At 70.9% G+C, this 14,773-nt stretch carries 13 protein-coding genes; 7 read left to right on the forward strand and 6 right to left on the reverse strand.

Features of this window, described 5'->3' with window-relative positions; translation table 11 throughout:
* Positions 1-43 precede the first annotated feature (43 nt).
* Positions 44-967 (reverse strand): PAS and helix-turn-helix domain-containing protein, encoded by a 924-nt coding sequence (locus D7W82_RS12550; RefSeq protein WP_120618566.1) that lies wholly within the window; start codon positions 965-967, stop codon positions 44-46.
* A gap of 286 nt (positions 968-1,253) precedes the next feature.
* Between D7W82_RS12550 and D7W82_RS12555 the strand changes: the two genes are divergently transcribed.
* Genes D7W82_RS12555 through D7W82_RS12565 form a run of 3 tightly spaced genes read left to right on the forward strand, consistent with a single transcriptional unit; the run spans position 1,254 to position 2,927 of the window.
* Positions 1,254-2,312: a DUF72 domain-containing protein gene (locus D7W82_RS12555; protein WP_120618567.1), complete on the forward strand. Its 1,059-nt coding sequence runs from the start codon at positions 1,254-1,256 to the stop codon at positions 2,310-2,312.
* Between the two features lie 38 nt (positions 2,313-2,350).
* Complete coding sequence (locus tag D7W82_RS12560; RefSeq protein ID WP_199727737.1) at positions 2,351-2,656, forward strand: hypothetical protein; 306 nt, start codon at positions 2,351-2,353, stop codon at positions 2,654-2,656.
* Positions 2,595-2,927, forward strand: a complete 333-nt coding sequence (locus tag D7W82_RS12565; RefSeq protein WP_120618568.1) for a Smr/MutS family protein — start codon at positions 2,595-2,597, stop codon at positions 2,925-2,927. The genes D7W82_RS12560 and D7W82_RS12565 overlap by 62 nt, the downstream gene beginning before the upstream one ends.
* 21 nt (positions 2,928-2,948) lie before the next feature.
* Here D7W82_RS12565 and D7W82_RS12570 read toward each other — a convergent pair whose 3' ends face one another.
* The 4 genes from D7W82_RS12570 to D7W82_RS12585 form a co-directional block, all read right to left on the reverse strand.
* Positions 2,949-5,696 carry an SNF2-related protein gene (locus D7W82_RS12570; protein ID WP_120618569.1) on the reverse strand — a complete coding sequence of 916 codons (2,748 nt, stop codon included), beginning with the start codon at positions 5,694-5,696 and terminating at the stop codon, positions 2,949-2,951.
* A gap of 215 nt (positions 5,697-5,911) precedes the next feature.
* On the reverse strand, positions 5,912-7,237 hold the full coding sequence (locus D7W82_RS12575; protein ID WP_120618570.1) for a DUF58 domain-containing protein: 1,326 nt from the start codon (positions 7,235-7,237) through the stop codon (positions 5,912-5,914).
* On the reverse strand, positions 7,234-8,169 hold the full coding sequence (locus D7W82_RS12580) for a MoxR family ATPase (RefSeq protein ID WP_120618571.1): 936 nt from the start codon (positions 8,167-8,169) through the stop codon (positions 7,234-7,236). Before D7W82_RS12580 ends, D7W82_RS12575 begins: the two co-directional genes overlap by 4 nt.
* 58 nt (positions 8,170-8,227) lie before the next feature.
* Complete coding sequence (locus D7W82_RS12585) at positions 8,228-8,890, reverse strand: hypothetical protein (RefSeq protein WP_120618572.1); 663 nt, start codon at positions 8,888-8,890, stop codon at positions 8,228-8,230.
* A 402-nt stretch (positions 8,891-9,292) separates the two neighbouring features.
* Between D7W82_RS12585 and D7W82_RS12590 the strand changes: the two genes are divergently transcribed.
* A complete protein-coding gene (locus tag D7W82_RS12590; RefSeq protein ID WP_120618573.1) occupies positions 9,293-11,389 on the forward strand; it encodes a peptidylprolyl isomerase in 2,097 nt (698 codons plus the stop codon).
* Positions 11,390-11,407: 18 nt separating this feature from the next.
* On the opposite strand, the gene D7W82_RS12595 is transcribed toward D7W82_RS12590, so the two are convergent.
* Entirely contained in the window at positions 11,408-12,529 is a 1,122-nt protein-coding gene (locus D7W82_RS12595) for an HD domain-containing phosphohydrolase (protein WP_120618574.1), read from the reverse strand.
* A gap of 247 nt (positions 12,530-12,776) precedes the next feature.
* Between D7W82_RS12595 and D7W82_RS12600 the strand changes: the two genes are divergently transcribed.
* The 3 genes from D7W82_RS12600 to D7W82_RS12610 all read left to right on the forward strand — a co-directional run.
* Positions 12,777-13,778: a dihydrodipicolinate reductase gene (locus tag D7W82_RS12600; protein WP_120618575.1), complete on the forward strand. Its 1,002-nt coding sequence runs from the start codon at positions 12,777-12,779 to the stop codon at positions 13,776-13,778.
* A gap of 20 nt (positions 13,779-13,798) precedes the next feature.
* Positions 13,799-14,248: a MaoC family dehydratase N-terminal domain-containing protein gene (locus D7W82_RS12605; protein WP_014397671.1), complete on the forward strand. Its 450-nt coding sequence runs from the start codon at positions 13,799-13,801 to the stop codon at positions 14,246-14,248.
* Positions 14,248-14,773: MaoC family dehydratase (locus tag D7W82_RS12610; protein WP_120618576.1), on the forward strand; the 526-nt coding region annotated here is incomplete at its 3' end. The genes D7W82_RS12605 and D7W82_RS12610, both read left to right, overlap by 1 nt.

Genomic DNA, 14,773 nt, shown 5'->3' on the forward strand with positions numbered 1-14,773 from the left:
AAGTCAACGCCGTGAAAGCTGTCCCGGAGGGCAGGCGCCCTGCTCAGAAGAACAGGCGGAGCAAATCGTAGCGAGTCTCCGCGCCCAGCTTCCGGAGCAGGTTGGTCTGGTGGAATTTCACAGTGCGCTCGGTAATTCCTAGCACTGTTGAAATGTCGGTCGGCGAGCGGCCGAGCGCGAGATATCGCAACACATCGCCTTCCCGCTCGGACAGCCGCGCGGCGTGCGCCATGCGCCGCACCTTCGCCTCGAAGAGGCCGCTGAGGGTCTCATCCCCGATGGTGTGAACGCTGACACGCGCGGTGCCGGCGCCCGTGGGCGTGGCGGTGACGACCTCATAGCCCTCGGCGTGCTCGGCGGCCTGCCGCACGATGGTGTGTGGCCACGAGGCAGGCGCAGCCACCGTCAACGGACAGTCCAGGCAGGGGGCGTCGCGGTGCGCGAAGGCGCCGAAGCACGGCTGGCCCACCATCTCCTCCTGCCGCGCCTCTCCGGACGTCCACACCGCCTTGAGCGTCCCGAACGACGACAGCTCGGTGGAGATTTCGTAGCTCAGGTCCCGGTGGGGGCCCTGGGCCGGGGCCGGCTCCGGGACGACGGTGCGCTCGGGGACGGAGAGGGGCGCAGAGGCGCGCGTGATGATGGCCACCAGCCGCAGGGGAGGGCGGCCCACCGCGGCCACGTCCAGCTCCACCGACAGCCGCTCGCCGTCGCGCGTGAGCACCTCCGTCTCCAGCCGCGTCTCCGCGCTGGTGAAGATGGCCCGCAGCGCCTGGCCCACCTCGCGTCCGTGCTCGCGTGGCGTGCAGACATCCGTCCAGCGGCGCCCCAACAACTCCTCACGGGGCCGGCCCAGCAGCGACGTGAACGCGCCGTTCGCCAGCTCGATGCGGCCTCGCCGGTCCATCACGACGATGGGGCGTGTGTCCCGCTCCGCGAGCAGCGACGCGGTCAACGACCAGTCCATGAGGCCCCCCGGCCGTTGCAAGCTCGTTCAAGCTTTACATGGGTAGTGCCGAATTCCTTGTTTTGAGTAGCTTACAGCGAAGCGACTGCGTTTGCATTTGGACATAGGTCCAATCACATACCGTGGTGATGGGAAGAGGACTGTCCGTGCGTGGCCGTCCGCCTGGAGGGCGTGCTGGAAACCTGGAACGTCGCGCTGAATCGGGGCAACCTGCTGCATCACCTGGGCTCGGGGATTACTCCCAGGGCTTCCCCGCCGTCCCCTCCGTGGGAGAGGAGCTGCACGCATGAGCGCACCGCGAAGACCCGCGCAGTTCGACCTCTTCACCGGCGCGGTGGAGGAGCCCCCGGCGTCGTCGCGGCGCAGGACCCAGCCGGTGGGGCCCGCCGAGCCGTCCGACAGCCTGCGCCTGCTGGGCGAGCAGCTCCCGCGGGGCGTCTACCTGGGCACGTCGTCGTGGACCTTCCCCGGTTGGGACGGGCTCGTCTACGACCATGAGGCCAGCACCACCCAGCTGGCGCGCGAGGGCCTGGCTGCCTACTCGCACCACCCGGTGCTGCGCACGGTGGGCATCGACCGGACGTTCTACGCGCCAGTGCCAGCCACCACCTTCGCCGAGTACGCCCAGCAGGTGCCGGACGGCTTCCGCTTCCTGGTGAAGGCCCACGAAGCCTGCACGCTGGCGCGCTTCCCCGTGCACGACCGGTACGGCGCGCACCGGGGGCAGGTGAATGACCGCTTCCTCCAGGCGGCCTACGCGGTGGACCACGTGGTGGCGCCGTTCCTGGAAGGGCTGGGCGACAAGGCCGGGCCGCTCGTCTTCCAGTTCCCGCCGCAGGACCCCGCGGCATTGGGCGGCGCGGGCCGCTTCGTGGAGCGGCTGCACGCGTTCTTCTCCGCGCTGCCCCGGGGGCCGCTGTACGCGGTGGAGGTGCGCAACGAGGAACTGCTCACGGAGGGCTTCGCCCAGGCGCTCGCGGACACGGGCGTGAGCCCGGTGCTCGCGGTGTGGGCCCACATGCCGCCCGTCGCGCGGCAGGCGAAGCTCACGCGCGCCTTCGAGGCCCGCGCCGTGGTGGTGCGTTGGATGCTGCCGCCGAACCTGGGCTACGAGGAGGCCTATGCCCGCTACGCGCCATTCAACCGGCTGGTGGACGAGGACGTGGGCACCCGCGACGTGCTGGCCCGGGTGTGCATGGCCGCGGTGCGGCGCGACCGCCCCGTCTTCGTGACCATCAACAACAAGGCGGAGGGCAGCGCCCCCCTGTCCGCCGTACGGCTCGCTGAACGCGTCGTGTCACACAAGGAGGAGGGCGGTCAGAGAGGCGCCGTTCACGCAACATGACTTGCGCGCGAGCACGGCGCTTGCTTACGTGATTGGGCATGATGGTGATGACCCTGGCTGCGCTGTTGATGCAGATGACCTCCTCCGGTGGAGCCGGCTCGGAGGGCAGGCGTGCGGGCAATCACGTGGAGGGGACTGGCGAAAGCCACCCGCGAGCGGTGAAGGAGGACATCAACCAGCTCAAGGGGGAGATCACCAGCCTCAAGGAACAGTTCCGGCTGGCGCGCGAGCGTCAGCGTCTGGCGGCCGAGGAGAAGCAGCGCCAGGAGGAGGCCCGCTACGGTGTCTCGCCGAAAGCCACTCCCGCCCCTGCCACCGGAGGGTCCGGAGCCGCCGCCCGATGAGCTGGATGCGGTAGAAATTCCGGTCGATGGGAACCTCGACCTGCATCTCTTCCAGCCTCGCGAGGTGAAGGAGCTCGTCACCGAGTACCTCTGGGCCTGCCGCCAGAAGGGCGTGCTCGACGTGCGCATCATCCACGGCAAGGGCACGGGCGCGCTGAGGCGCACCGTGCAGTCCCTGCTGCCCACGCTGCCAGAGGTGGAAGGCTTCCAGACCGCCTCCGAGGCGGACGGAGGCTGGGGCGCGACGTGGGTGCGGCTCAAGCCCCTGTGACGGGGCCCGTCGCCAGACGGCTCAAGACAGCCAGAAGTACGCGGAGGCGATGAGGGTGCGCTTCTCCGTCACGCGCGCCTTGTTCGCCAGCTCCGCCATCTGCCGGTCCTTGGAGGCGTAGCGCTTCTCCTCTTCATTGCGCAGCGACGCCAGCTTGCGGCGATAGTCGCGCTCCTGCCGGTCCGCGTGCGCCCGCGCCTTCGCGCGCTCCGCGATGTCCTCGATGCCGGAGACTTCCTTGCGCGCGTCGAACCACGCCTGGCGGGCGGACTCCACCACCTCGCGCGACTCCATCAGGCAGTCCTCGACGTAGCGGTCCGCGCGCTCCTTGGCCTTGTCCAGCTCCAACGCGTTGCGCCGTTCCGCGGCCCGAATCAGCTCATCCTTGGCGGTCATCAGCGACTGCTCTTGCATGAGCTGGACCGACACCGGCGCGGGCTGCCGGCGCTTCTCTTCCTTGGCGTCGAGCTTCGTGAAGTGGACACCGTCCGTCAGCGGCAGGGCGCGGAAGCCGCCGTCCCGGTCCTTCACCAGCACCAGGTGGACCAGCTTCTCCTCCGGCTTGAGGCCGGTCGTCTCGAACTTGTAGACGAACCACCAGCCCTCGCTGCCGGCCAGCCGCGCCAGCCGCGAGGGGAGCCCCGCCGCGTCCAGCTGCAGGTAGCTGACGGTGTCCTGGGTGCGGTCGCGCACCGCGTAGGCGGCCTTGGCCACCTGGAGCCGTCCAGAGGTGCGGCTGCCCAGCACGGAGCCGGTGAGCGCCTTCGCCTCCTGCTGGCGCCTGGCCACGACCTCCTTGGCCGCGTCTCCCGCCACGCGCAGCCGGCGGCGCACGTCGCCGTCGAAGCGCTCCAGCACCACCGAGCGCATGGACGTCATGCGCTGGTTGATGCTGCCCTCCAGCTCCTCGCGCAGCTTGTCGAAGGCGACGTTGATGTCCTTCGGGTCGCGGCAGGACTGGTAGATGTCCAGCACGCGACGCTCGAAGTCGACGCCGCTCTCCAGCGCGCCCAGGATTTCGTCGGACGCGCCGAACACGCCGTCGAAGAGGTTGAGCTTCTTCTCCAGCAGCTCGAACAGGCGCGCGTCCGCCGCGTTCTGCCGGTTGAGGAAGTTCACCACCAGCACGTCGCGCTGCTGGCCGTAGCGGTGGCACCGGCCGATGCGCTGCTCCACGCGCTGCGGGTTCCACGGCAGGTCGTAGTTCACCACCAGGTTGCAGAACTGGAGGTTGAGGCCCTCGGCGCCGGCCTCCGTGCAGATGAGGATCTGCGTCTTGTGGCGGAACTCCTCCACCAGCGCCCGGCGCTCCTCGGGCGTGCCGCCGGCGTCGCCGGACAGGAGCGAAATCTTGTCCTTGTAACCGTGCTCCGACAGCAGCCTGAAGAGGTACTGCTGCGTGCGCTTGGACTCCGTGAAGATGAGCGCCTTCTCCGGCCAGGAGTGCGTGCGCATCACCGCGAAGGTGCGGTCCAGGGCGCGCTTGAGCGCCTCACCCTTGGCGTTGATGCGGATGGAGTCAGCGAGGTCCGCGTACTGGCGCAGCTCCCAGACCTCCTGCTCCAGCGTGCGGACCTGGGGCGCCTTGGCGGGGTCGTCGGACCACTCCTCGCCCTCTTCCACGAACTGCTTGGCCTCTTCCGGCTCGAAGAGCGACAGGGCCTGCTGTCCCAGCCGCGCGGCCGACAGGCGCTTCTCCAGGTTCTCCGACAGCCGCCGCAGCGTGGGCGCGATGGCGAACGTGGAGGAGGCCAGGAGCTTGCGGTAGCACAGCGTCAGGAGCGTCTTCTTGCCCGGCTCGATGGCCGCGGCCTCCGAGCGCTGCAGGTACTCACTGACCTTCTCGTAGAGGTCGTGCTCCTCGGGGGAGGGGAGGAAGTCCTCCACGATGCTGCGGCGGTTGGTGTAGCGGACGTACTCGCGCACCTGCCGGCGCAGCGTGCGTTGCACCACCGGGGCCAGCCGCTCCTTGAGCTCGCACGCGGCGGCCTCCGTCATGCCGCCGCCCTCGTCGGCGCGGTAGCGGCTGCGGAAGGCGTGCTCGGGGCCCAGAATCTGCTCGTCCAGGAGCGACATCAGGCCGAACAGCTCCATCAGGTCGTTCTGGAGCGGGGTGGCGGTGAGCAGCAGCTTGGGGCGGCCCGCCAGCGACGCGCGCAGCGCCTGGCCCGTCTTGTTGTTGGGACGGTGCGCGTTCCGGAGCCGGTGGGCCTCATCGATGATGATCAGGTCCCACGGAATCTCCGACACGAGCGCGGAGCGGTTCGCCGCGAACGGGTGCGAGCAGATGACGGGGAAGGGCTGATCGAAGCAGTTGTTGTGCTTCTTCACGTCGCGGCCGTCGACGAGGACGCTGTCCAGGTCGAACTTCTCGCGCAGCTCGGCATTCCACTGCGCGCGCAGCACCGCGGGGGCGAGGATGAGGATGCGGTTCTTCCCCTCCGCCATGAGCTGGGCGATGACGAGGCCCGCCTCGATGGTCTTCCCCAGGCCCACCTCGTCCGCGAGCATGCAGCCGCCGCGCGACAGGGCGTCCAGCGCGAACATCGCGGCTTCGACCTGGTGGGGGTTGAGGTCCACCTTCGCCTCGGCCAGCGCGTTCGCCAGCCGCTGCTGCGTGTCTCCGCTGCGCGCGAGCAGTTCCTCGGCGAGGAGCCGCTCGTGGAAGGGCGTCAGCCCCGCCTCCACGAGCTCCTCCGCGGCACGGGCCGCGATGGCCGCGGCGTCCGCCTCCACTTCCAGCTTCAAACCCCTCGCGACCTCCGCCAAGTCCCGCCTCCCGTCCGGTTTGGAGCGTGCGCGCGTGCGCGCGAACAGTTGAGGCGCGCCATTCTGGGGAGCGATCGGCATCTGTAAAGGGGGTCCTCCCGGAGGCCGAAAACTCGGCCTCCGCGCGATTGGCAAGCGTGCTGTTCGGCGGAGCGACGCATGCGCGCGCGAGCGCTGGAAGGTTTCAAAGGGCTTGACGAATGCGTCGTGAGCGCTCAGAGGCGCCCGCGCGCCTTCACGTCCAGGTACACGTTGAGTGCAGCGGCGCCGAAGCCGCGGGCCGGCGCGCGCACCACCAGTGCCCCCGCGTCGCGCAGCGTGGTGGCGGTGCGGCGGTACTCGGACTCCATGCGGGAGGCGGCCTGCCGCGCGTAGGCGGACGTCGCGTCGCCGGGCACGTCCGTGGCGGCGGCCTCCAGGTCCTCGTCCAGGAGCGATGCGACGACGGGCAGGTGCCGGGGGCGCAGGGCCAGCGTGCGCGTGAGGAGCGCGGAGGACGCGTCCGGATCCACCAGGTCGGTGAAGAGCACCACCAGCGCGCGGCGCGTCTGGCGGGCGAAGGCGAAGTCGAACGCGCGGCCGTAGTCGCTCTCCTCCAGGCCGGCCTCCGCGCGGTAGAGGGACTCGGTGATGAGGCGCAGGTGCTCCGCGCCCTTGCGAGGGGGCAGGAAGGCGCGCACGTCGCTGGCGAACGCGAGCACGCCCACCACGTCGCCCGCGTCCAGGCTCACGCGCGCCAGCCGCAGCGCCGCGTCCACCGCGTGGTCCAGCTTCCTGCGCCCCTGCACCCGGCCCGCCATGTGACGGCCGCAGTCCAACAGCAGCAGCACCGGCTGGTTGCGCTCCGGCTGCCACGTGCGCACCAGCGTGTGGCCGTGGCGCGCGGAGGACTTCCAGTCGATGTGGCGGTAGTCGTCGCCGGGGCGGTACTCGCGCAGCGACTCGAACTCGCGGCCCTCCACGGACTTGCGCAGGAGCGTGCGCGCGGACACGGCCTCCGACGCGCGCGCCAGCGTCAGCGCCTCGCGCGACAGGGCGCGCAGGTCCGGGTACACCTTCACGTCCTGGCCCGCGGGCAGCCGCACCTGCCGCGAGCACAGGCCCAGCGGCCCCATCAGGCGCAGGTTCACGTCGCCGAAGCGCGCGTCGCCCCGGGAGGGAGGGTGCACGCGGTACGTCAGCCGCGTGGCGTCTTTCGGCTCCAGCGTGAAGGACTGACGGTGGCCATGGCTCTCCACGTCCAGGGGCGGCTCGTCGCGCAGCTCGCCGCGCACGGGCCGGTCCGTGCGCGAACGCAATTCCCAGCGCACGGTGTTGTCCACGCCGGAGGAGAGGATGGGCTCCACCTCACGGCGCGCGTCGACGTCCTGGGCATGCGGCGCGCGCAGGAAGTCCACCGCGCACAGGAGCAGGACGGCCACGTCCACCGCGAGCGCCAGCCACCCGAAGGCGGGGCTCGCCACCGCGAGCGCGGCGGGCACCAGCGCTCCGGCGAACAGCGCCACGGCGAGGCCGCTGGGGACGGGGCGCCCGAGGCTCACCGGGGCACTCGCACCCGTTCGAGCATCTGCTTGAGCACGTCGTCCGCGGTGACGCCCTCCACCTCCGCCTCGGCCTTGAGGAGGAGGCGGTGGTTGAGGACGCTGGGCGTGACGGCCTTCACGTCGTCCGGGGTGACGAAGTCGGTGCCCCGGAGCGCCGCGTGCGCCTTGGACGCCGCGAGCAGGGCCTGCGCGGCGCGGGGGCTCGCGCCCAGCCGCACGCGAGGATGTGCACGGGTGTCGCGCACGAGCTGCACCACGTACTGGAGGATGGAGTCGTCACACGCGACGCGCGCCGCGCGGTCCTGCAGCTCCGTCAGCGTGCCAGCGTCCAGCACGCGGGACACGGCGGGTGGCCGGCCCTCGCGCTGGTGGAAGGCGCGCAGGAGGGACGTCTCCGCGTCGCCATCCGGGTAGCCCACGCGCACGCGCATGAGGAAGCGATCCAGCTGCGCCTCGGGGAGGGGATAGGTGCCCTCCAGCTCCAGCGGGTTCTGCGTGGCGACGACGAAGAAGTGCGGCGGCAGCGCGTGGGTGACGCCGTCGATGGTGACCTGCCGCTCCTCCATGGCCTCCAGGAGCGCCGCCTGCGTCTTGGGCGGCGTGCGGTTGATCTCATCCGCGACCAGGACCTCCGTGAAGACGGGGCCCTTCATCAAGCGGAAGGTCTGCTCCTGCGGCTGGAAGACGTTGGTGCCCAGGATGTCCGCGGGCATCAGGTCCGGGGTGAACTGCACGCGGGAGAAGGACAGCCCCAGCGCCCCGGCCATGCTGCGCGCGGTGAGCGTCTTGGCGACCCCGGGCACGCCCTCCAGCAGCACGTGGCCGCGCGCGAGGAAGGCCGTCACCAGGTCGGCCAGCACGCGGGGCTGGCCCACGACGGCCGAGCCCAGCGCGTCGAGGAGGCGGGAGAGGGGCGTGGCGTCGGACATGGTGGCGGGCGACGGTAGCCCGCCTCACGCCCGGCGCGGCAGCGAAATCCTCGCGGGCCTACTCCTGGCGCTTCAGGCCCATCAGGCCGCCCAGCACCGCGATGACGCCGCCGAGGATGCCCAGGAAACAGCCGATGCTCGGCGACGAGTTCATCATCTCCGCGTTGCCCAGCGGCGACGGCACGAGCGTGGTGTCCGAGGACAGCTTCAGGAACACCAGCGACCAGACGAGGGTCACCACGCTGCAGACCATCTGCGCGCCCCACGGCAGCATGGGGTTCACCCAGGTCATCACCTGACGTGCCCGCAGGCCCACGAAGACCATGGTCGCCACGGCGAAGAGGAAGGAGATGAACCCCAGGCTGATGAGGCCCAGGAAGTCGCCGCCCTCCGCCGTCTCCTTCCACGGCATGAAGCAGGAGAGCACCACCAGCGTCGCGCCCCAGAACGCGATGCGGTCGCCGCCCTCCAGCTCGCGCAGGAACGAGCGCGCGTCGTCCAGCAGGACCTCCGGATCGTCGATGGGCGAGCGGGGCGACTCCAGCTCCCGGGCCTCGCGCGACCAGGGATCCGCCACCGCGTCGCCCGAGTCGTCCTCTTCCTCCTCGACGGGAGCGGGCGCCGGGGCGCGACGGGCCGGCGCGCGAGCGGCCCTGGCGGCGCCACCGCCCCGGGCGGGAGGCGCGGCACGTTGGGCCTTCTCCCGGGCGATGTCGTCCATGCTCCGCACGTTGGTGGCGTCGTCGCTCGGCGGCGGCGCGGCGGGGCGGGCGCCCGTCCTGGCGCGGGCCGGAGCAGGGCGTGCACGAGGCTCCGGAGCCGCCCGGGCCGGAGGGGGCCGCGAGCGCGGCGGAGGACGGATGCCGGTGCTCTCGTCTTCACCGCCGGAGTTCCCCTCATCCCCGGTTCCCCCAAGGAAGGACTCGTCGATGATGTGGTCGCAGTGGGGGCAGATGGCGGTGTCTTCCGCGACCTTGCGATTGCAGCCTGGGCAGTTCAGGGCCGGTGCTCCGGGAGGGGGGAAACGGCCCGATATCTTCCCGGCCCCGGCGCGCGGCTGTCAAACCTGTTCAGCGGCATAACCCCTGGATTTTCGCGGGGAATTGACCTAGCCCATTCGAGCATGGCTCGCCTGCCCGCCGCCGTGTCCGCCGGAGTCCTCCTCGTGAGCGCCTGTGTCCGCTCGGTGCCGACGCCCGACGTGCCTCCGCCCCAGGAAGCGCCCGCACAGGTCCTCGCGCGCATCCAGGACTGGGAGGACCGCCGCTCGCTGGGCGGCGGGGAGCTGGTGCGGCTCGCCACCTCCGCGCCGCAAGTGGCCGTGCGCGTGCGAGCCCTCCGGGCCCTGGCGCGAATCCAGGACGTGGCGACGTTGGACGCGGTCCTCTCCGGGCTGACGGCGCCGGACAAGGCCGTGCGCGACGAGGCCGCCTTCGCGGCGGGTGAGCTGGCGCAGTCGTGGGAGCCGCTGCCGGAGGACGCACGGACAGCGCTCACGCAAGCGCTGGTGCACGCCGAGGCCACGGAAGCCGACGGCTGGGTGCGCATCACGCTGTTGGAGGCCCTGGGCAAGCTGGCCACGCCGGGGGCGGTGGAGGTGCTGACGGCCCGCCTGTCTCCGGCCAGTGGTCCCTGGTCCGAGGCCGCGGCGACGGCGCTGGGCGTGGCCGCGCGCAAGGCGGGCGCGGCGGCGGTGGCGAACGTGCCCCTGGAGACCATCCGCGCGCTGCTGAAGCCCCGATTGCGGAGCGAGGTGAACCTCGCCGGGGCGTACCTCCTGGCGGCGTCGAAGCGGCCGGATGCAGTGGATGCGCTCCAATCCTGTCTGGCGAACGGGCATCCGGACGTGATGGCCCTCTGCGTGAAGGGCCTGGGCGACGTGGGCAGCCCGCGGGACGCGGTGGCGCTGACCCTGATGATGGGCGACACCACGTCCCGCGTGTCGGCGGAGGCCGCGCGTGCGTTGGCGAAGCTCGCCGCGAAGTGCGAGGCCGGCTCACCCTGTGCCCCGCTCATCGCACTGGAAGGCCAGGCGCTCCTGGCGAAGCAGGTGGCGGAGGGGAAGGCGGCGAAGGGCCACGTGTTGCTGGCGGTGGCGCAGCAGGGACTTCCGCTCCAGGGCCGGCCGGTGTTTTCGCGCATGAGGGGGGCGCTGGCCGATGCAGACCGCGCGGCCGTGTCCGAAGAAGCCCACGCGGACCTCGCCTGGCTGGACTGCCGGATCGCGGCGGCCATGGACCGGCAGCAGGGCGCGCTGGAGCAGGTCCTCCAGTGCGGCTACGGTCGTGTCCCCGAAGCGCGATGGCTCGCGCTGGGCCTGCACGAGGTGGCGCAGTTCAAGGGACAGCCCACCGGCGCTGCGTTCGCGGTGCCCTACCTGGACCACGTCAGTCCCATCGTGCGCGGCGCCGCGCTGGATGCCCTCTCCGAACGTCCCGTGCCCGAAGCGCTGGCGCCCATTCGCGCGCTCATCGGAGGAGGGGACGCGGTGGTGGCGGGGCTGGCCGCGGCCGCCGCCGGCAAGCTGAAGGACGCCGAAGCCCTGACCGCGGTGCAGGCCCTGGCCGACCGCGTCCCCAAGGAGCCGGACCTGGCGGAGGCGGTGGCCGGCGCGCTCGTCGCGTTGCAGGGAAAGGCCGCGGAACCGCGCCTGCGCGAGTGGCTGGGCCATCCGCACGCCAACGTGCGCCGGGTCGCGGCCGAGTCCCTCACGACGCTCACGGGCACGCCGGTCCGCTCCGCCCGCGTGGAGCTGCCTCCGGAGACGTACCGTCCGCCGGCAGCGCCCTCCGGCACGACGCTCATGCTGCGCACGCGCAAGGGCGACATCACCGTCCTGTTGGATCCGGACGCGCCGCTCACGGGCGGCAACCTGGTGGCGCTCGCGAAGCAGGGCTACTTCCGCGGCATCACCTTCCACCGCGTGGTGCCGGACTTCGTCGCACAGGGCGGAGACCCGCGCGGAGACGGGGAGGGGGGGCCCGGTTACTCCATCCGCTGCGAGATGACGCGCCGTCCGTATGCGCGGGGCACCGTGGGGATGGCGCTGTCGGGCAAGGACACCGGCGGCAGCCAGTTCTTCTTCACCCACTCACCGCAGCCGCACCTGGATGGCCGCTACACGGCCTTCGGTGAAGTGATTCAAGGCATGGACGTCGTGGACGCGCTCCTGGAGGGCACGATCATCGACGAGGTCGCCGTCGGCACCCGCGCCCCCTGAGGCGGGGCCCTTCGCGCGTCAGGCCCCGGCGGCGCGCGCGGGCACGGGCTCGCCCTGGGCGTTGAGCTTCGCGCCCGTCCAGCGGTGGCTCTCCGACTCCTCCATCATCTCCACCTCACGGCGGATGCGGGCCCACTCCGTCTCCGGCAGCCCGAGGAACGCCTCCGCGAGCATCGGATCGAACTGCGTGCCCGCGCAGCGGCGGACCTCGTCGCGCGCCACGCTCATGGGACGCCCCTTGCGATAGGGCCGGTCGGAGGTGATGGCGTCCAGCGTGTCCACGAGACAGAAGATGCGCGCCCCGATGACGATCTCCTCGCCCTGGAGCCCCAGCGGATAGCCCTTGCCGTCCCAGCGCTCCTGGTGCTGCAGGACGACGAGCGCCGCCTCGTGCAGGTACGGCATCTTCGCCAGCATCCGGTAGCCGAACTCCGGGTGCAGCTTCATCTCCACCCACTCATCCGGCGTGAGCGGCCCGGGCTTGAGCAGGATGGAGTCCCGCACGCCAATCTTCCCGATGTCGTGCAGGAGCGCGCCCTGCTCCACCACGTCCAGCGCCGGCCCGGTGAGGCCGATCTCCTGCGCCAGCCGCCGCGCGTACAGCGACACGCGCCGCGAGTGCCACTGCGTCTCCGTGTCGCGGTAGTCCAGCGCGCTGATGAGTCCGTCCAGGAGCCCCGTGGTGCGCTCGATGATCCGGCGCTCCAGCCCCTCGTTGATGGACAAGAGCTCCGCGTTCTTCTCCGCGACCTCGCGTGTCAGCCGCTCGTTGGCCGCCACCAGCCGGTGGTGCTCGATGGCCTGCCGCACGCTGCTGGTCAGCTCGCTCAGCGCCCACGGCTTGCCCAGCAACCGGAAGACCTCGCCCCGGTTCACCGCCTCCGACGCCGTCTTGAAGTCCGCCGCCGCCGTCAGCATCAGCCGCACCGCGCGAGGGTTCTTCTCCCGGAGCGCCGACAACAGCTCGATGCCGTTGAGGTACGGCATCATGAAGTCCGTGAGGACGACGTCGAACCCCTGCTCCCGCGCCGCCAGCACCGGGTCGCTGTGGGTCACGACCTCGTAACCCTCCGCGTGGAGGATCCGGGACAGCGCCGCGAGGATGAGCACGTCGTCGTCCACCACGAGGATTCGGGCCATGGGCTGATACGCTCCGAGCGAGTGGGCTGCGTTTTTTCTCAGAGTCTTATAGCCGGTCCGCATGCGGGCAAACAGGCCCCCCCAAGCTTTCCAGTACCGCCAAACTACCGGAATTCTTGAGGTTTCCCTGAAACAGGCGGTCGCTGGATTCCACGTCCTGCTTGCCTGCCCGTCGAGCCGTGTTCTATGGTGGCCTCCTACCCAACGTAAATGGCTGTAACCCCTTGGAATTCGGGAGCAATCTCCGATGGCTAGAGCCCCTGATGGGCCGGTGCCGGTGGTGGTGATGGGGCTGGGGTTCATCGGGCAGGAGATTGCCAGGGCAGCCCTGTCGTCCCCCGAAGTGGAGCTGATGGGCGCGGTGGATCCGCAGCCCTCCCTGGTGGGTCGTCCCCTGGGCGACGTGCTGGGGCTGGCCGGCCCGCGCTTCAAGGTGGCGGACTCGCTGGAGAAGGCCGTGGGGCGCCGCAAGGGCGTGGTGGTGCTGCACGCCACCAGCTCGCGGCTGTCCCAGGTGATGGATCAGCTGCTGGAGGCGCTGAAGCTGGGCCTGCCGGTGGCCAGCACCTGCGAGGAGCTGGCGTTCCCGCACCTCAAGTACCCGGAGCTGGCGGAGAAGCTGGAGCGCGCCGCGCTGAAGGCGGGCGTCGCCATCGTGGGCACGGGCGTGAACCCGGGCTTCGTGCTGGACCGCCTGGTGGCCACCGCCGGTCAGGTGTGCGGCCCCGTGCGCAAGGTGACGGCCAGCCGCGTGGTGGATGCCCGCACGCGCCGTGAGGCCCTGCAGCGCAAGGTGGGCGCGGGCCTGACGGAGGAGGAGTTCTTCGACCTGGTGGACCGCGAGGAGCTGGGCCACGTGGGGCTGGTGGAGTCCGCGGCGCTGGCGGCGGTGGGGCTGGGGCTGGATTGTGACGACTTCGAGGAGGAGGTGACTCCCGTGTTCGCCGAGGAGGAGATCACCGGCGGCGCATTTGTCGTGAAGAAAGGCCGCGTCGCGGGCATGTTCCAGTCCGTGGTGGGTTTGGAGGAGGGGCAGGAGCGGGTCCGCCTGGAGCTGACCATCGCGGTAGGGGCGGACAACCCACGAGATCGCATCGAAATCGACGCGGATCCGAAGCTGGTGCTGGAGATACCGGGGGGAGTGGCGGGCGACCGGGCCACCGCGAACGCGCTGGTGAATGCCGCGCCACGTTTGACGGCCGCGGAGGCCGGGCTCCTGACGGTGCTCGAGCTTCCGTCAGGTCGCTGAAGGTTCATCAGGAGAGGGAAATGCTGGACAAGAACGCGATTGGCCGCGCCTCGCCGCCGACGCTCAACGAGGTGGAGAAGGGCGCCATCCGGCGCTTCGCCGAGGCAATCGGCGACTACAATCCCATCTACTACGATGAGGAGTACGCCCGCGCCTCGGGCTACCCCACCATCGTCGCGCCGCCCACGTTCCCCGCGTCGTTCCATTCCGCCGCGGACCTCCGGGAGCTGTTGGGGGTGGGCATCAAGAGCCTGCTGCACGCCGAGCAGGGCTTCGACTACGAGCGGCCCATCTTCGCGGGGGACCGCATCTACGTGTCCACCCGCGTGTCGGACGTCTTCGAGCGGCCGGGCATGTCCGGCAAGATGGACATCGCGGTCATCGAGGACGAAGGCCGGGACGAAGAGGGCAACCTCGTCTTCCGCGCCCGCCGGACCCTCGTGGTGCGTGCCGCCAAGGAGAACGCCTGATGCCCGCGCGCAAGCTCTACTTCGAATCCATCCGCGTCGGTGACGAGCTGCCGGCGCTGGCCAAGGCCCCGGTGGACCGCGTCCAGCTGTCGCGCTACGCGGGCGCCTCCGGCGACTACAACCCCGTGCACGTGGACGAGCTCTACGCCAAGAGCGTGGGCATGCCGTCCGTCTACGCCCCCGGCATGCTCGTCATGGGCATGCTGGGCCAGCTCATCAGCGACTGGGCCCGCGGCGGCCAGCTGCGGCGCTACAACGTCCGCTTCATCAAGATGGTGTGGCCGGGCGACACCGTGGTCTGCAAGGGCCGCGTGAGCGACCGCCACGGCTCCGGCGGCCGGTACTTCGTCGAAATCGACCTCTGGGCGGAGAACCAGAAGGGCGAGCTCGTCATGAAGGGCGGCTCGCAGATCCAGCTCTTCTACTCCCTGGAGGACGAGAACCGGCAGCGCTCCGGCCAGTCCCCCATCGTGGTGGAGGTGCCCCGCGAGAGCCTGGTCGTCCCCGCGCCCGCCTCCCCGGAGG

Origin of the sequence: Corallococcus sp. CA049B (assembly GCF_003611685.1) — a bacterium.
GTDB classification, from domain to species: domain Bacteria; phylum Myxococcota; class Myxococcia; order Myxococcales; family Myxococcaceae; genus Corallococcus; species Corallococcus coralloides.